The organism is Myroides gitamensis, assembly GCF_029894455.1.
Taxonomy (GTDB): Bacteria; Bacteroidota; Bacteroidia; order Flavobacteriales; family Flavobacteriaceae; genus Flavobacterium; species Flavobacterium odoratum.
Genome location: NZ_JARYHN010000001.1, coordinates 1,865,659 through 1,882,069 on the forward strand (window position 1 = coordinate 1,865,659; position 16,411 = coordinate 1,882,069).

At 36.6% G+C, this 16,411-nt stretch carries 18 protein-coding genes; 8 read left to right on the plus strand and 10 right to left on the minus strand.

All coding sequences use genetic code 11. The features are described 5' to 3' along the window. The first annotated feature begins 434 nt into the window (after nt 1-434). Together M2306_RS08145 and M2306_RS08150 are read left to right on the plus strand one after the other, a co-directional pair. Nucleotides 435-1,202, plus strand: coding sequence for a sensor histidine kinase (locus M2306_RS08145; RefSeq protein WP_259188263.1), 768 nt, complete (start codon nt 435-437; stop codon nt 1,200-1,202). Then, complete coding sequence (locus M2306_RS08150; protein WP_259188262.1) at nt 1,199-1,870, plus strand: response regulator transcription factor; 672 nt, start codon at nt 1,199-1,201, stop codon at nt 1,868-1,870. The genes M2306_RS08145 and M2306_RS08150 overlap by 4 nt, the downstream gene beginning before the upstream one ends. Before the next feature lie 26 nt (nt 1,871-1,896). Here M2306_RS08150 and M2306_RS08155 read toward each other — a convergent pair whose 3' ends face one another. Continuing rightward, entirely contained in the window at nt 1,897-2,370 is a 474-nt protein-coding gene (locus M2306_RS08155) for a GNAT family N-acetyltransferase (protein ID WP_259188261.1), read from the minus strand. Between the two features lie 34 nt (nt 2,371-2,404). Continuing rightward, entirely contained in the window at nt 2,405-3,256 is an 852-nt protein-coding gene (locus tag M2306_RS08160) for an alpha/beta hydrolase family protein (RefSeq protein ID WP_259188260.1), read from the minus strand. A gap of 110 nt (nt 3,257-3,366) precedes the next feature. Here M2306_RS08160 and M2306_RS08165 point away from each other — a divergent pair, with 110 nt between their 5' ends. Then, complete coding sequence (locus M2306_RS08165) at nt 3,367-3,948, plus strand: hypothetical protein (protein WP_259188259.1); 582 nt, start codon at nt 3,367-3,369, stop codon at nt 3,946-3,948. Between the two features lie 305 nt (nt 3,949-4,253). Here the strand turns inward: M2306_RS08165 and guaB are convergent, their stop codons facing one another. Both guaB and M2306_RS08175 read right to left on the minus strand, forming a co-directional pair. Further along, nucleotides 4,254-5,726: an IMP dehydrogenase gene (gene guaB, locus M2306_RS08170; RefSeq protein WP_060873032.1), complete on the minus strand. Its 1,473-nt coding sequence runs from the start codon at nt 5,724-5,726 to the stop codon at nt 4,254-4,256. Between the two features lie 58 nt (nt 5,727-5,784). Beyond that, nucleotides 5,785-6,651, minus strand: a complete 867-nt coding sequence (locus tag M2306_RS08175; RefSeq protein ID WP_002991470.1) for a hydroxymethylglutaryl-CoA lyase — start codon at nt 6,649-6,651, stop codon at nt 5,785-5,787. Nucleotides 6,652-6,836: 185 nt separating this feature from the next. On the opposite strand from M2306_RS08175, the gene M2306_RS08180 reads away from it, so the two are divergent. Together M2306_RS08180 and M2306_RS08185 are read left to right on the plus strand one after the other, a co-directional pair. After that, nucleotides 6,837-7,604 carry an enhanced serine sensitivity protein SseB gene (locus tag M2306_RS08180; protein WP_115091598.1) on the plus strand — a complete coding sequence of 256 codons (768 nt, stop codon included), beginning with the start codon at nt 6,837-6,839 and terminating at the stop codon, nt 7,602-7,604. 3 nt (nt 7,605-7,607) lie between these two features. Further along, nucleotides 7,608-8,270 (plus strand): CatA-like O-acetyltransferase, encoded by a 663-nt coding sequence (locus M2306_RS08185; RefSeq protein WP_259188257.1) that lies wholly within the window; start codon nt 7,608-7,610, stop codon nt 8,268-8,270. 332 nt (nt 8,271-8,602) lie between these two features. Here the strand turns inward: M2306_RS08185 and M2306_RS08190 are convergent, their stop codons facing one another. Genes M2306_RS08190 through M2306_RS08200 form a run of 3 tightly spaced genes read right to left on the minus strand, consistent with a single transcriptional unit; the run spans nt 8,603 to nt 10,414 of the window. Then, nucleotides 8,603-9,139 carry a hypothetical protein gene (locus tag M2306_RS08190; RefSeq protein ID WP_115089861.1) on the minus strand — a complete coding sequence of 179 codons (537 nt, stop codon included), beginning with the start codon at nt 9,137-9,139 and terminating at the stop codon, nt 8,603-8,605. 10 nt (nt 9,140-9,149) lie between these two features. Continuing rightward, nucleotides 9,150-9,644 (minus strand): hydrolase, encoded by a 495-nt coding sequence (locus tag M2306_RS08195; protein WP_115089860.1) that lies wholly within the window; start codon nt 9,642-9,644, stop codon nt 9,150-9,152. 2 nt (nt 9,645-9,646) lie between these two features. Next, on the minus strand, nt 9,647-10,414 hold the full coding sequence (locus M2306_RS08200) for an MBL fold metallo-hydrolase (RefSeq protein ID WP_259188256.1): 768 nt from the start codon (nt 10,412-10,414) through the stop codon (nt 9,647-9,649). A gap of 83 nt (nt 10,415-10,497) precedes the next feature. On the opposite strand from M2306_RS08200, the gene M2306_RS08205 reads away from it, so the two are divergent. Next, nucleotides 10,498-11,961, plus strand: a complete 1,464-nt coding sequence (locus tag M2306_RS08205) for a hypothetical protein (RefSeq protein ID WP_002991458.1) — start codon at nt 10,498-10,500, stop codon at nt 11,959-11,961. A gap of 61 nt (nt 11,962-12,022) precedes the next feature. Here M2306_RS08205 and M2306_RS08210 read toward each other — a convergent pair whose 3' ends face one another. The 3 genes from M2306_RS08210 to M2306_RS08220 form a co-directional block, all read right to left on the minus strand. Then, entirely contained in the window at nt 12,023-12,529 is a 507-nt protein-coding gene (locus tag M2306_RS08210) for an META domain-containing protein (protein ID WP_259188254.1), read from the minus strand. A 97-nt stretch (nt 12,530-12,626) separates the two neighbouring features. Beyond that, nucleotides 12,627-12,956, minus strand: coding sequence for a DMT family transporter (locus M2306_RS08215; protein ID WP_115089857.1), 330 nt, complete (start codon nt 12,954-12,956; stop codon nt 12,627-12,629). Nucleotides 12,957-13,036: 80 nt separating this feature from the next. Then, nucleotides 13,037-13,681, minus strand: a complete 645-nt coding sequence (locus M2306_RS08220; RefSeq protein WP_115091597.1) for a response regulator — start codon at nt 13,679-13,681, stop codon at nt 13,037-13,039. A gap of 194 nt (nt 13,682-13,875) precedes the next feature. Here M2306_RS08220 and M2306_RS08225 point away from each other — a divergent pair, with 194 nt between their 5' ends. Together M2306_RS08225 and M2306_RS08230 are read left to right on the plus strand one after the other, a co-directional pair. Next, complete coding sequence (locus tag M2306_RS08225) at nt 13,876-14,187, plus strand: hypothetical protein (protein WP_259188252.1); 312 nt, start codon at nt 13,876-13,878, stop codon at nt 14,185-14,187. 91 nt (nt 14,188-14,278) lie between these two features. Further along, nucleotides 14,279-16,270 (plus strand): tetratricopeptide repeat-containing sensor histidine kinase, encoded by a 1,992-nt coding sequence (locus M2306_RS08230; protein ID WP_259188250.1) that lies wholly within the window; start codon nt 14,279-14,281, stop codon nt 16,268-16,270. Nucleotides 16,271-16,411: the final 141 nt, after the last annotated feature.

A 16,411-nucleotide genomic window follows, 5' to 3' on the forward strand; every position in this document is an offset into this window, starting at 1 on the left:
AATAATTTAGTATTAATCCCCATTTTTGGTGTTGTTGAACTTGCGTGGTTCTCCCTTATTTATTATTTAATAACCTCAAATAAACTTTATTTTTTAATTAATATTCCCTCTTTTATTTGTCTGATATATGAATTAAATACCATTAATTTTTATGAACTAGAACAAGTAGTCTCTTATACGCGATTTGTATCTACCTTGTCTTTGCTTTTATTAGCCTTACTTTATTGTTTCACCCTACTAAAAAACAGATGGAAAACATACCTTCCATCTTTATTTCTTTTCAATGCAGCTTTACTCATTTACGCCTCATTTACTTGTCTTTACTACCTTCCGCTCAATCTTTTACTCAATGGAAAATCGGAAAGCAAATTTTTATTATGGTTTATTAATATTATTATCACTTTACTGTTTTACATTATAATTACAAACGTGTTATGCAGAACGTCTGGCAAAGAGAAAATACCATCTTAATTTGGTTTATTATCGGCCTTCTCCTCATACTAATCATTAGTGTTGCTTTTGTTATTCTATTAAAATTAAACCATAAAAAACACCTTGATACAGAAGATCAAATTCAACAGTTAAATCAACAGCATTCTCAAAAATTACAACTATCCTCCGTTGATATCCAAGAAAAAGAAAGACAACGAATAGGGAGTGATTTACACGATTCTGTTATTAATGCATTGAATGTCTTATTTCTAAAATCACAAATAGGGCAAAGTGAAAATCAATTGGTGGATGAGATACAAGAAACCATACAGTTGACCCGTCGTATTTCTCACGGGTTAAATCCACCTTTACTTGATTATGCGACACTTGAGAATCTAATCAAGGATTTATTTCAACAATGGGAGGCCTTTTATGACATTAAGTTTCATTTAGATAAACGAGCTTCCGTTGAATTAACAGCAGAACAGAAAATGCACCTTTTGCGCATCATCCAAGAATTGATTAGCAATATTCACAAACACGCGCAAGCCAACCAAATTGAATTTCACCTGCGCTTATCCGAAAAAGCAATCGCTTTTTCTCTGCGTGATAACGGCAAAGGATTTCAAGCTAAAATGAAATACAAAGGGCTTGGTTTACAGAATATTCAAATCAGATCCACTATATTAAAAGCAACCGGAAAGTACAAACAACAATCGTCTATAGGAACTGTGTTCTTGTTTGTATTGCCACAACATTCAACCTCATGAGTATACAAGTAATTCTCCTCGATGACGAAGCACTCATCACCGATTTATTGTCTAATTTTTTACAACAGGACCCCGCTATTGAAGTGAAGGGTACATACAACTTTGGTGTCGCATTTTTAGAAGCCATGCAGGAAGCGACCACGTTACCCGATCTTTTCATCATCGATTATCGCATCGGAGATACAGATGGATTGGAGCTACTCAAGCGCTTGCGTGCATTAGACATTCAAACGCCAGTTATTCTGCTGTCTTCCCATTACAATGATAGCTTAATTAGCTTCATCGTTAAAACGGGATTTGCAGCTTTCTTGCCCAAAAACATGAAACCAAGCATATTAATTGAAGTAATTCACGAAGTACACAACAAGGGGTTTTACCTACTTCCTGCACAATTTGAGCACTTAAGAGAACAAATGCAGGTCAAGAATCAACCCTTAACCACAGATTTAAAAATAGCCTTAACAGAGCGTGAAGTAGAAGTTCTTCATCTTATTGCGCAACAGAAAACCGGAAAAGAAATTGCAGATCAATTATTTATTTCACTAAAAACCGTAGAAGGGCATAAAAACAGCTTATTTCTCAAAACAGGCGCAAAGAATATAGTCGGTTTAATCGTCTATGCGGTACAAAACAAGTTGATTTCACTGGATGAAATATCCATGTATTAATACAACCCAAAAGTAAAAACCCCCAATTACACCACCCCTTCTATTTCTTCCAATTGAAACTGGAAAATATTCAAGTAACGATCCTTTATTTTGGTCGGAATCTGCCCTATAATTTGCCCACCTAATTTTTGATAAAAACCATCAACATAGGGATCAGCATACAATTGTAAGCGCGAATATCCTTCCTTTCTGGCTTGATCAACTGCATGATGAAACAAAGTCTTTCCAATGCGCTTGCCGTGATATTCAGGTAAAATCCACAAACCATCTAGTTCCACCAAATCCTCCTCATACGCTAGTACATAAAAACCAGCCAAAATCCCATCAACTTGTGCTTTCACAAGAGTTTGATTCACAAATCGAGCAGGAGTAATCGTCAAATCTTCTTCCCACAACTGCATCCATTCATTAGCATACCCCCAATGTTGCTTGGCTATTTTAGCCACCTGAGTTAATTGCTCACAATCCACTTCTGAAGCAGGTATAAACGCAATATTCATCTTGATCCTTCTAATTAATTATACGCTAATCCCTTTATTCTTTGACAAGTTGTTGCTGAATAAAAGCAATTGTCTTGTTTACTACTTTCTCTAAATCATCGGGTAGCTGTTCTGCTGTATGTGGATGCCTAGCTCCGAATACATGATCAGCTCCTTCTACAATAAACAACTCCGAGTCCTTCACCCAAAGATGCAACAACTCCGCCTCCTTCACACCTACTGCCTCATCAGCTGTTCCATTCACAATCAACACCGGCTTTCTAAGATTTTGAGCGGCATATTGTATGGTTAATTCCTGTTCATGCGCTACAAAATCCTCCCAAAAAGTAAAATAATGCGGCATTTGTTGCTTGGTACGGCCATTCATACTATAAAAAACACCCTTTTCTTTCCACTGCTCAAAGTTATCTCGTTGTGGGAATCGCTTTTTAAAATCAGCCACACCCGCCCAAGAAATAGCTCCCGTTACTTGATCATTGTAATACGTTTGCAATAATACAGCTCCCCCGCCTCTACTGTGTCCAATCAAGAATACTTGTGTTTCATCTACAAATGGTTGCGCTTGATAATGGGCAATTACTCGAGCTAAATCTCGTTGTTCTTGGGTATAGGTATTTCTACCAAAAGCGTCTAAATCGACAAACTCAGTAGGTTGATCTAAGGAAGTACCATTGAGTGAAAAGTTAAACTTCACCGCTGCAAATCCAGCCTTCGCCAACGTCTGCATAGCCAAATCCCAAGCTCCCCAATCTTTAAATCCTTTGTAGCCATGACAAAAGATAACAAGAGGATGCTTTGCTGTCGCAGGATCCCAATAACAATTAGCTAAAATAGCAGGTGCTACTTCATTGGGTATACGAACTGTTTCATGCTGTAATTGTATCATGATTTTGAATATTTTTTAACAGGTTGATTTTCTTTTTTAAAACATTCTTAAGCAATAATATTTTAATTTAGCAGATACAAACCTATTTAATTAACTAATAAAAGAAGAATATGAAAACAGTAACAACAAGTACTCAGGCATGGAAAAAGGCAACTTTTGCTTCACTCCTTAGCTTTGGTTTACTTTTTACTTCATTTACTGCACTTGCTCAAGAGAAAGAACAAGTTACAATAAAAAATAAAACTTTAGCGTACGAAATAACAAAAGAAACGACCGCTAGTGATTTGGAGATGATTCAAAAAGAAATCAATGCGGAAAACATTGCTAAATTGAAATTTTCAAATGTGAAACGCAATGCTAAAAATGAAATTATTGGGCTAACTACCCAATTCAACGATGAACGCGGAACTTCTCAAAAAAAGAGCGAATACAATTCCCAAGGGATTCGTCCTTTCTCCGTTAAAATACACGAAAATGCAGATGGTTATAAATATTTAGAAATTGCACAAACCAACACGGCATTTGCTACTAAAAATACGGTAAGTAATCCATTGCTGAATGATTTATTTTCCGATGAACTAGAAGATGACATGAGCTCGGATAACATGATGGAAATGATGAAAGCCATGCAAGAAAGCATGCAACAACAGCAAGAACTTATCCAAAAACTACTGCAGGAAGAAACGAAGTAAGGTTGTTTTTTTGTGAGACGATGAGGGGGTGAGGCGATGAGATTGGTGAGGGGGTGAGGTGTGAGAAGGTGAGGCGGTGAGAGGATAATCTCACCGCCTCACAAAGCACAAACCTCACAAAGCACAAACCTCACAAAGCACAAACCTCACAAAAAACAAACCTCACAAAGAGCAAACCTCACCAATCTCACCACCTCACCTCCCCCATAAAAAAACGCCCCACTATATGGAGGCGTTTTTTCTATTGCACACAAAAAAGCCATAACGATAAGGTTATAGCTTTTCATTATTTAGTTCGCTTCTACCTATCTTGAATAGTTAGGAGCTGATTTTGTAATCGTAATATTATGTGGGTGACTTTCTCCAATACCTGAAGCAGTTAACTGCACAAAACGAGCTACTTCTTGTAACGTCGGAATATCTTTCGCACCACAGTATCCCATACCTGCGCGTAATCCTCCGATAAATTGTAACATACTTTCATTCAATTCTCCTTTGTATGGAACACGTCCTTCAATTCCTTCTGGAACTAATTTTTTCACATCATCCTCAACATCTTGGAAATAACGATCTTTTGAACCTTGTTTCATTGCTGCAACAGATCCCATTCCGCGGTATGCTTTGAATTTTCTTCCTTCAAAAATGATGGTTTCTCCTGGAGATTCTTTTGTTCCTGCTAACATAGACCCTAACATAACACAATCAGCACCAGCGCCAATTGCTTTAGGAATATCTCCTGTATAGCGTAAACCACCATCTCCAATTACAGGAACACCTGTTCCTTTTAATGCAGCTGCTACTTCCATAATAGCCGAGAACTGAGGGAATCCAACCCCTGCTACAACGCGTGTTGTACAGATTGACCCTGGCCCAATTCCAACTTTTACAGCATCAGCACCTGCTTCTACTAAGTATAAAGCTGCCTCTGGCGTAGCAATATTACCTACAACTACATCGATTTCTGGAAATGCTTTTTTCACCTCTTTCAATACTCCCACAACACCTTGTGTATGTCCGTGAGCGGTATCAATGATTAAAGCATCTACTCCAGCTTTTACTAAAGCCGTTGCACGTTCCACAGTATCATGTGTAACACCTAAAGCTGCTGCTACGCGTAAACGACCAAATTGATCTTTATTCGCATTAGGCTTAAGCGTTAATTTCGTGATATCTCGGAATGTAATTAAACCTACTAACTTGTAATCGGCATTAACTACAGGTAATTTTTCAATTTTATTTTCTTGTAAAATACCTTCTGCTTGCTCTAAAGTAGTTCCTTCTGCTGCAGTAACAAGGTTGTCTTTTGTCATTACCTCTGTAATAGGTTTTGCATTTTCTTTTTCGAAACGCATATCTCTATTCGTGATAATACCTTTTAAAACGCCTAAATCGTCAACAACTGGAATACCACCAATGCTGTATTCTGCCATTGCTTTTTTCGCGTCGCCTACTGTAGCTGTCAAGGGTAAAGTAACCGGATCGATAATCATACCTGATTCCGCTCTTTTTACCTTGCGAACTTCTTTCGCTTGCTCTTCAATCGTCATATTCTTATGGATTACTCCAATTCCTCCTTCACGAGCAATAGCAATAGCCATTTCGCTTTCCGTTACCGTATCCATCGCCGCAGATACAATTGGAACATTAAGCGTAATATTTCTTGAAAAATTTGTTTTTAAACTTACCTCTCGGGGTAATACTTCCGAATAATTTGGAACTAAAAGAACATCATCGTAAGTTAATCCTTGACCGATGATTTTTGTTGTGTGTGCTTTCATGTGCAATTGTAGTTGAATTGCACGCAAATTTAGTTTTTTTTATTCAGCTAAAAAAATCCTAGTGGTAAAAATTAAAAACTTTTAACGCTTCGTTGTATGCGCTCTCAAAAGACATGGCACTTAAATTAGTATCTATCTTATTAGCAGTAAAATAGCTCAACATCTTTTCTGTTGGCATATTACCGGTTAAGTCATCTTTAGCCATCGGACATCCTCCATACCCTTTGATTGCTCCATCATAACGCAAACATCCCGCTTTATAAGCCGCATCAATCTTCTCAAACCACGAGTCTGGAGTAGTATGCAAATGCGCACCAAATTCAATCGACGGATAAGCTGGAATCAAATTACTATACAAATAATCAATCACTTCTGGCGTTGAACTTCCTACCGTATCAGATAAAGAAAGAATACGTACTCCCATCTTCGCTAATCGTTCGGTCCACTCCCCTACGATATCCACATTCCACGGATCTCCATACGGATTACCAAATCCCATAGACAAATAAGCAACCACCTCTTTGTCTGTTTTATTGGCAATTTCCAAAATCTCTTGTAAGGTTACCAAAGATTCTGCAATCGTTTTATGGGTATTTCGCATTTGAAAGTTTTCCGAAATAGAAAATGGAAACCCTAAATACTGAATTTCTTTATGTACAGATGCTTCTTCTGCGCCTCTTGTGTTCGCAATGATAGCCAATAATTTACTTTGGGTTTTACTCAAATCCAATTGAGCCAAAACTTCTGCTGTATCTTGCATTTGCGGAATCGCTTTTGCTGATACAAAACTTCCAAAATCAATCGTATCAAAACCTACACGCAATAACGCTTGTAAGTATTGTACTTTTTTTTCTGTTGGTATAAACATTTTAATGCCTTGCATTGCATCGCGAGGACATTCGATAATTTTCACTGTTGGTTTCATAGTGCACCAAAGATAGAAGAAAGCCAGAAATTCTCAAAAACAAATTAGAAAATTAAAAATCAGCAAAATTCGCAGTTTTGAACCTCCTCTTTCAGTCGTTGATAACCTTTGAAATCTTTAAGAATATTTTAAAGAAATACCGTAGAATTAATTGTAAGTTTGAAGGACAAGACAAAACAAAAACTATGACTCAATCAACAGAAACCACTATAAACAAAAACCTGCCTTTGGCTGATATTATCGAAAAAGCAGGTACAATCCCAGAATATAGAGCTGTTTTCTACGAAAAATTCTTAAAAAACGACATTTACGTATTGGTTAAAAAAGGCTACAATGAGAACAATGAAGCCACTAGTTTCAACGCCAATGCCCCAATTATAACATTCGAAAACCAACAAATTCCGGTCTTTACGGATGCTAAACACATCTATGACCAAGGAGTCATTCAGGATGAAATGAGCTATATGAAAGTCAATGGACGATCGTTTTTAGAACTTGCAATGGGACATCACATCATCATCAATCCTTTTTCTAAGGTGTATAAAGAACTCGTTCCAAATGAAATTGCAGATATGCTCAACGGATCGATTTTCAATGTAGTCAAAGATAATGTTGCCCACATCCACATGGAGGTACTGATTGGTAAACCCGAAACAGAGCCTCAAGCTTTATTGGCTGATTTAAAAACAACGTTTACCTCTATACCAACCATTTCATCGGCTTATTTAGGCTGGATGTTCAATGAGCGAATTGATCAAAAACCACATTATATCTTCGCCGTGGAATGTGAAACAAAGAATGCAGCTGAGTTTAAAGAAATTGCAGATGTCATTTCAAATTTGTGTAAACCACACCTCAAAAAGCAAGAGTATATCGATATTATACGCTTAGAGAAAAACGGAAATTTTAGCGATTATTTTTACAACCAAGATCAACCTTTTTACACTAAATAACGCATGATTCAACCTGCTGTATTCACTCCGATTGATAAAGAAACGTGGAGTCGTTTACCTTACTATGAATACTACCGCAACACATTGAAAACAAAGTATACCATCAGCATCAAAATAGATATTACCATCTTGATGTCCGTATACCGTGAAACAACGTATAAATTCTTTCCGACCTTTCTCTATGCTATTATGCGAGCCCTGAACAACAGTGAGACCTTGCGTACTTGTATACATGAAAATCAGTTGGGTACTTGGAACTTTCTAACGCCACAATTCACTTTATTTCACGAAGACGACCATACGTTTTCTGATTTATGGAGCGACTATCATCCTCAATTCCAAGCCTTTCATCAGGCCATTACACAAGACATCGAACAGTATAAAAACGCAAAGGGAATCAAAGTAAAACCAGGACTCCCTGCTAATTTTGTCCCCATTTCTTGTATACCTTGGATTAGCTTTGAGAGCATCAGTCAAGATACTTCTCACGACTCGGATTTCCTCAAACCCATTATCCGTTTTGGTAAATATTACCAAGAACAGGAAAAAACCCTTATTCCTCTATCTATTTACGTCAATCACGCCATCGCTGATGGTTACCATACCTCGATGTTCTTAAACGACCTGCAGGGGATTGTAAATGATGCTGAGAGATGGTTGGTATGAATGGTAAGAGGGTGTGATGGTGAGGCGGTGAGAGGGTGTGATTGGTGAGGTGGTGAGAAGCTAGCTTTTGTTTGGGGTTTGTTTGGGTTTCGTTCGAGTCACCTTCGGTAAAATGGCCTTCAACCCGCATAAAACCTCAATCATCCAAAAGGATTACCGAACAAATCTACATTCAAAAAACACAAAACACTACAAATCAAGCAATTAAAAATAAAAAAACATCCAAAAAGAGGAAAATAACGGACAAAAAGGCAAAAAAAAGGAACCAAGCATGAACTTGATTCCGTTTTTCTATTTTTTATATTATCTTATTGGATTGTTTCCTGTATCACTTAAAAAAGCTCTTCCGCTCCTTCAATTGTTTGATCGGAATGAATCAACTGTAAATCGATTGTTTTAGCTGCTGTAAATCTGATTTCATCTTTATATTTCAACACCATTCCCTTTTCAGCATTGAGTTGCCAGCCGTCCTTGAAATAGATTGAATTCGTTTTATCGCTTTCCAACACAATACTTTTTTCTTGTTGGGGCAAGAAAATCTCAGCTTCTTTTCCGTCTTTAGCAAAGAGAACAAAACAGCTTACTTCGTTATTTTCTAAATCGTTTTCTAAGCTTCCTTCGTCTTCGATGGGATTCAAACGAAATCCTTGTTCAAACACGCGAATACAGTCTGCTAAGAGATAACTATAGCGATATCCTGCTGTATACGCACATCCAAATCCATCCTCTTCTCCAACAACGGTGGTACCACCATCCGTTTTGACTGTTTTTTCTCGTTCTGACGCTGTATTCTTATCCTTGAGAATAAAATCACAAGAAACTAAACTAACAGATAAGAGCACGCCTAGTACTAGTCCAATTTGTCGCATACTTCTTTGTTTAGTGAGTGGAATACAATACGGTTTCTATCGTTGAGAAGTCCGTTGGCTTTTCTGGGCTGTAAAAATATTTAATCAATACTTCGCCGTGAATGGCTCCAGAATAAAAGTCTGCTATAATCCAGCGATGATTAATAAATTGCACTTTATTAATCACACACTTTTGTCCATTCATCGCTCCATACGGAACTAGTGGATTACCCGTTTCTATGTGGTTCAATGCCAGTATTTCTTCTCGTATTTTATCCACGTCTTGATCCAACGTTTTATAATCAAAATACTCTTGGGCATCGTCATTATATCCCAAAGAAAAATACTTGGCTTCATTTAATTCTTTCGATACTAACTTCAGAGAATCTCGAACAATCGCAATGCGTTTGTGGGCTACTTCGATTCTTTTCTCTTCTGATTTCATCATGTTGCGATTGGTATTGTATAAAAGCGCTATGATTAGTACTGAAAAAACAAATAGGTAAAAAAAGACTTTATGTCTCATGTTTATGGTAGTTTTATTTGTTGTTCATCGTAGGCCAAAGATACATTTTTTGGCAATATCTTTTCCACTTCTTCGTAAAAACCTAAATCTTGCGAAATATGAATCAAGTAGGCATGACAAGGATTGATTTTCTCAATAAAAGCCAATGCTTCCTCTAAGTTGAAGTGGGTTGGATGTTCTTTGATACGCAAGGCATTAACCACCAAAATCTTGCATCCTTTTATTTTTTCTATTTCACTTTCATCGATGTATTTTGCGTCGGTAATATAGACCAAATCGTCTAATCTAAATCCAAAAATAGGCAAATCCCCATGTTGAATCAACAGCGGAATAATCGGCTTGTCTTTGATGTAAAAGGTCTGATTCGGTGTGATGATATTTTGTTGGACACTGGGTGCTCCAGGATAGCGATTCTCCGTAGTAAAAATATATTCATAGCGTTTCTCTAAGGCTTGCATCACGCGATCTGAGGCGTAAATAGGTATCGGTCCATAGAGAAAGGTCAATGGGCGAATTTCATCCAATCCTGCAATGTGATCGGCGTGTTCATGCGTAAAGAGAATGGCATCAATCTGGTTGCATTGTGCCTGTAGCATTTGATGTCTAAAATCGGGGCCACAATCAATTAATATGGTTACATCATCCCACGTAATCAAAGCCGAAGTTCGCAACCTATAATCGCGTTTATCTAAACTATTTCCCACCGGATGATCAATTGCTATTACTGGTACTCCCTGCGAAGTTCCTGTTCCTAAAAATCGTATTTCCAAAACCTAGTCCTTTTTATACAAAAGTACACTTTATCTTTTTTTTTGTTGTATAGAATTTGTTACTTTGTTTCAAAAGCTTACAGATGGAATATTTTGCAGAAGATTTAGTATTAGAGGGAGATAGAATTATAGAACAGCAACCGGCTATTTCAGATAAGGCACTCCGCATTAACATGAACCACAATATCTACGGAACATTTGCCGAAATTGGCGCAGGCCAAGAAACCGTGCGTCATTTTTTTAGAGCTGGAGGTTCTTCCCGAACGATTGCTAAAGCAATGTCTGCCTATGACAAGTCTTTCAGTGATGCTATTTACAGCGTTGAGGATGACGGGCGTTATGTAACAGAGAGCAGATTGAATAAGATGTTGGATTATGAAACAAAAAAGATTGAAGACCGCATTCCCCGCGCAGAGAATCCGACGAAAACTTTTTTTAGCTATGCCAATACTGTAGCGACTATTGATTACGCCAAAAAGAACAAAGGACATGGTTGGGTTGGAATTATTTTCCAAACTGCACCAGAAGAACCTTATAGCAAAATCGTTTTGCACATTCAGTTTAAAGAAACAGACTCTAAACTACAACAAGAAACTTTAGGTATTATTGGGGTAAACCTTATTTATGGGGCTTACTACCAACACCATGACCCTAAGAAACTAATTAGTTGTTTATACGACCACTTGGATCGCGATCAAATCGAGATTGACAGCATTAGCTTAACCGGCCATTTATTTGCTCATATTGACAATCGTCTGATGAGTTTGTTGTTGGTTAAAAACGGAATGACAGAAGCTGTTATGTTTGGACCTGATGGACAAAGTAGACTTGCAGCTAATGAATTATACCGCAAAAATATTCTAGCGCTTCGTGGAAGTTTTAGACCTGTTACTTTAGTAAACATGGACATGTACAAAAAAGCATTGGAATCTTTCGTCAACGAAAATCAATTGCAACGCCAAGATACCACTGTGATTTTTGAAATTACACTTTCAAACCTACTAATGGAAGGAAATTTAGATGAAAATGACTTCCTACATCGCGCGGATTTACTGTGCTCTTTAGGACAAACGGTAATGATTTCCAACTTCCAAGAGTACTATAAATTAACCGCTTATTTTTCTAAATACACGACGGAAAAAATTGCACTTTCTATGGGTGTTAGTAGCTTGCTTAATATTTTTGAAGAGAAATACTATGCGAATCTAACTGGAGGAATGCTAGAGGCTTTAGGTAAATTATTCCGCAATCAGATGAGAATATACCTTTATCCAATGCACGATGAAGCGGGCCAACTGATCGATTCAACCAATTTAAAAGTAGACTTGCATATCAAAGAATTGTACAAATTCTTCAAGAAGAACAATCAAATTGTAGACATCACAAATTACGATCCAAAAGACTTAGATATCTTTTCTAGAGATGTACTCCGTGCTATCCAATGCAATGAACCAGGATGGGAAGACAAGCTTCCTGCTGGAATTGCGAGCATGATTAAAGAGAAACAGCTTTTTGGTTATGCGAAACAACAAGAAGTTCACAGTTAAAAAACAGATAAACAAAAAAGCGACACTAGGTAGTGTCGCTTTTTTTTATGTTATACTCTTGTTATTTTACTTCTTGATCAATTGCAGGCGTAATTTGTTTAAACTCCATCACCACTTTATCTCCCTTCTTGAAAAGTAAAGCACTTTCTGTAATTTCGTAATTTGTTACTTCTGTTAATCCCTTCGTAAACGCAACATCAGCTACACCTTCACAAAACATTCTTGTAGCAGCTAGTTTATCTCCGATAGCAATACCATTGTTTTCCTTCACTTCGTATTCACCTGTAATATTATTACACCCATCTGTACCATGTACCATTGATTCACCCTCAAAATTAAGGGTTGGTTTTTTACCAGGGAATAAGTCTTCTACTTTTTTGTCTGCTGTATCTTCCGTGTGAATGGCAATCAATTCCCAGTTTCCAACTAAGTTTGCTTTTGTTGTTACGGCTGTTTCTACTACAGGAGCTACAGCTGCTTCAGGTGCATTTTCCGTACTCTTTTTCTCGTTACAAGCAGTTAAGGCCAAAACCATCAATCCCGCTGTTAAAACTCTCATTCTTTTCATTTTTGCAATTTTTAAATATTTCATTTGTATTTATCTAACAAATATAAATACAAAATCAGAATTAATAGCAAAAAAAACCTAAAAAGGTAATGATTTATTAAGAAGCAGATACTACTTTCAATCCAATAATAGATCCAATTAAGGTAGCGATAAAGAACATACGCCAAAAAGTTGCTGGATCTTTAAAGACTAAGATTCCAACCAATACCGTTCCTACAGCGCCGATTCCAGTCCAAACCGCATAAGCCGTTCCCAAAGGCAACGTCTGAGTAGCTTTCATCAACAAAGCCATACTCATTACTAAGGCAAACAAAAAGCCTCCATACCACCAAATCGCTTCCGTTCCTTTACTCTCATTGGCTTTTCCTAAGCAATAAGTAAATCCAACTTCAAAAAATCCTCCGATAATTAAAAAAATCCAGTTCATTTTAATTTTTTTGCGAAAGTCGGCTTATAAATTTTATTTTTTTTTATCCTATGATAAAAATTTATTGCAAAAGATTGTTATTAAATAAAGCCTTCTTCTTTGACTTTTTTCACCAACCCACCATTATCCAAGACATCAAACGTTTGTTTTAGTCCAGCAATACGCTTATTGACAGCACTTTCGCTCAAAAACAATGTTTCGCTAATTTCTTTGATTTTAAATCCTTTATCGAGCAATAATAAAATTTGCACATTTTGTTCTTGTAGAAGGGAATCTTTCTTATACACTTCTTTTAAGCCTTCATTCGCGTGCATACTATACAATCGCTCGCCTCTCCGGACAGCTTGCACGGCTTGTTTCAACAAATCTTCCGTGACATCAATCTTAAGTAATAATGCCTGAGGAACTATTTTTTTATGGATGGTATATAATACAAGAGTTCCTTCATGCCCGGTAACTAAAATTACATCTGCTTTAGGAAATTTCCGCCGGAAATAGTGGACGAATTCAACCCCATTGGCAATCTCTGCCTCTGTATCTCCTTTTCCTAAATTGTAATCGACCAACACCATATCCAATCTCGTACAATGATCAACATGAGCCACTCCCTCGGCTATAGAGGTGGCACTCAAGATCGTAGCATCTTGATACACTTGTTGTAAAACGTATTTATACCAATCGACAATCATTTGATGATCATCAATAATTAATAAAGTAAAACTCAAAATACTTTTATTTTTATTAACACATTGTATACTTTTACTGTACCTATTCAAGGCAAAATATAAATATGTTTGTTAGACAATCGCAGGATTTTATCCTAAAAAAGAATTTTAATTGTTTAAAAGACTAAATATACATTCAATTTATCTATTTTTTATTTTAATTTTTAAAAAAATCAAATATAATTTTACTACTTATGAAAAAAACTATCCTTTCCTCAGTATCTATCTTGGCTTTACTTGCATTAGCATCATGTTCAACTGATAATATGCCTACAGAAGTCAATGGTGGAAGCCATCAGCAAACAAATTTTAATGCTATCAGCACAAACACAGCGAATGATACAAGCGTTCAAACGGATTCTATTCCAAATCCTATAGACCCGACAAGTAGAACAGCAGACAATGGAGATATTGCTATTTTAAAAGACAAAAGAAAGATCATCAACAGTGCATCTAGTGCACAAGAGAACGGTGATATTGCCATATTAAAAGACAAAAGAAAATAAATCATTTCATCAGAGAATCAATCCCCTTTGTGTTGCAACAGATTGGGGATTGTTTTTTTTTTAGTTTATTTGTATTCATTACCTTCTACTTATGCAATACAGATCTTGTTTTATCCTTTTCCTATTCTTTTCACTCCTCAGTTGTTCTGATCGTCCCCTTGCGGAAAAACATTCGGCCATTTCAACAATATTAGATAGCCTTGAAGAGGATAGTCTTTCCACGCAGAAAAAGCACCGCGTCCTAGATTCTATATTTGATCACCTCGCTCACAATTCCAATAACGCACAACATCGGGAGCTTTTATTTGACGCCGCCAATACGGCTTACAATGTCAAGCATCTAGATTTATATTTACGCATCAGTCAAAACCTATTGGAGTTAGCCAAAAAAGATAAAGATACCGCCCATATTGCTCGGTCTTACTACTATTTGGGCGATTACTATGAAGATGTTGTAAAGCTAGATAGTGCCTATGCTTCGTATTCCTATGCAGTTAAGTTTTATGAAACGCAAAAAGACACCTTACATATTGGGATGATGCAAAAATCCATGGCTGTAATTCTATTTGAAGAAGGGCTTTTTAACCAAGCAGAAGTAGAAGCCTTCAATGCACTGAAGAACCTAAATCACTACAACGATAAAAAATTACTCATTGAAGCCTATTCAACAGTAGCTGGCATTTTAGATCAAAATTCTCAAAAAGAGGAAGCTATTCTTTACAATCAAAAAGCTTTGAATCTAATTAATACATTAAATTCAAAAGAAAACACCACCTATTCCAAATTGGGCATTTACAACAATATTGGCTACCAATACAATAGTTTGAGAGAGTATGAAAAAGCAGAAAAAACGTTCTTAGAAGGTCTCGCACTCTTAGATATTAATTCGAAAAAATCTCTTTTTCATGCCATGCTTCTCAATAATTTAGCATTTACTTACATCAAGACCAACCAGCTAAACAAAGCTGAAAAATTCGTTTTAGAAGCCTTTGTCATCCGAGATAGCCTTCAAAACCCTCAAGGGCTTATTTCAAGTTACAGTCGCTTAGGAGAACTGTATTTAGCTAAAAAAGACACTTTACAAGCCATTGACTATTGGAAAAAAGGATTTAAAACGTCAGAACAAGTGAAAGCGCGTAATACAGCTTTAACCAATTTGCGTTACCTCAGCTTATACGATCAAAAAAATGCGATGGAATATGCCCAACGCTATTACGAAATCAACGATAGCTTAAAGACTTTACAAATTGAAAATAGAACGAAATTTGCCCGTATTGAATATGAAACAGCGCAACTAGAAGCTCGAAATGAGTTACTCTCTCAACGCCTTACTATATTCAGTATCTTATCTATCTTGGGGGTACTCTTATCGGTATTAATCTATATTGTATTCAAACAAAAGATGATACAAAAACGCCTTTTATTTGAACAGCACCAACAAAATGACCGCGAATTAATATACAAGTTAATTTTACAACAAGAAGAAATTGCCAAAAATACCTTACTTGACGAAAGAACGCGTATCAGTGCAGAACTACACGATGGCATCATCAATACTTTATTCAACATTCGCTTAATGCTATCCAATGAATGCAAACAGGAAAATCGCGACCTCATTGCCTCTGAAATAGAAGGAGCGCAACAGCAAATTCGAAGAATTTCGCATAACCTTCAAGATCAAACCCTAACACTAGGGAGCTTTACTCCTATTCTAGAAAATTTAATTGAGAAGAATTCCACAGATCAACATGCGTTTACCTTGCTCATTGCACGCAATTTTGACTGGAGTACCTTTGATTATGAAACGAAGATGAATATTTATCGCATCATTCAAGAATCGATTCAAAATATCATTAAACACGCACAAGCGACTAGAGCGATTATCTCTATTGTTGAATCCACCTCCAATTATCATATTAAAATTCAGGACAATGGTGTTGGATTTAAAGTTAGTCAAGTAAAAAAAGGAATAGGATTAAAGAATATTCAGTATCGCGTCAACCAAATGAATGCCATTCTAACGATAAATTCCACAGAAAAGAAAGGAACTATTATCGAGGTAATCCTCTCAAAAGTAAAATAGGGATTGGTGTCCCCACAACCAATCCCTACTTACCTAAATTAATCAATAGATACTCATTTTTAAATCATTTGTTTACTTTGATCGGGTAAAAAACTAGGTTAAAAACCCCATTCAAAGCCCCTAACAAATGTGCTTGTATGA

Bases quoted from the DNA above. Each gene is read 5' to 3' on its own strand.
- M2306_RS08225 (WP_259188252.1), top strand. From the start codon at position 13,876: ATGAAAAAAACTATCCTTTCCTCAGTATCTATCTTGGCTTTACTTGCA.
- M2306_RS08210 (WP_259188254.1), bottom strand. From the start codon at position 12,529: ATGAAAAGAATGAGAGTTTTAACAGCGGGATTGATGGTTTTGGCCTTA.
- guaB (WP_060873032.1), bottom strand. From the start codon at position 5,726: ATGAAAGCACACACAACAAAAATCATCGGTCAAGGATTAACTTACGAT.
- M2306_RS08195 (WP_115089860.1), bottom strand. From the start codon at position 9,644: ATGAGACATAAAGTCTTTTTTTACCTATTTGTTTTTTCAGTACTAATC.
- M2306_RS08215 (WP_115089857.1), bottom strand. From the start codon at position 12,956: ATGAACTGGATTTTTTTAATTATCGGAGGATTTTTTGAAGTTGGATTT.
- M2306_RS08160 (WP_259188260.1), bottom strand. From the start codon at position 3,256: ATGATACAATTACAGCATGAAACAGTTCGTATACCCAATGAAGTAGCA.
- M2306_RS08165 (WP_259188259.1), top strand. From the start codon at position 3,367: ATGAAAACAGTAACAACAAGTACTCAGGCATGGAAAAAGGCAACTTTT.
- M2306_RS08155 (WP_259188261.1), bottom strand. From the start codon at position 2,370: ATGAATATTGCGTTTATACCTGCTTCAGAAGTGGATTGTGAGCAATTA.
- M2306_RS08180 (WP_115091598.1), top strand. From the start codon at position 6,837: ATGACTCAATCAACAGAAACCACTATAAACAAAAACCTGCCTTTGGCT.
- M2306_RS08185 (WP_259188257.1), top strand. From the start codon at position 7,608: ATGATTCAACCTGCTGTATTCACTCCGATTGATAAAGAAACGTGGAGT.
- M2306_RS08175 (WP_002991470.1), bottom strand. From the start codon at position 6,651: ATGAAACCAACAGTGAAAATTATCGAATGTCCTCGCGATGCAATGCAA.
- M2306_RS08205 (WP_002991458.1), top strand. From the start codon at position 10,498: ATGGAATATTTTGCAGAAGATTTAGTATTAGAGGGAGATAGAATTATA.
- M2306_RS08145 (WP_259188263.1), top strand. From the start codon at position 435: ATGCAGAACGTCTGGCAAAGAGAAAATACCATCTTAATTTGGTTTATT.
- M2306_RS08190 (WP_115089861.1), bottom strand. From the start codon at position 9,139: ATGCGACAAATTGGACTAGTACTAGGCGTGCTCTTATCTGTTAGTTTA.
- M2306_RS08230 (WP_259188250.1), top strand. From the start codon at position 14,279: ATGCAATACAGATCTTGTTTTATCCTTTTCCTATTCTTTTCACTCCTC.
- M2306_RS08150 (WP_259188262.1), top strand. From the start codon at position 1,199: ATGAGTATACAAGTAATTCTCCTCGATGACGAAGCACTCATCACCGAT.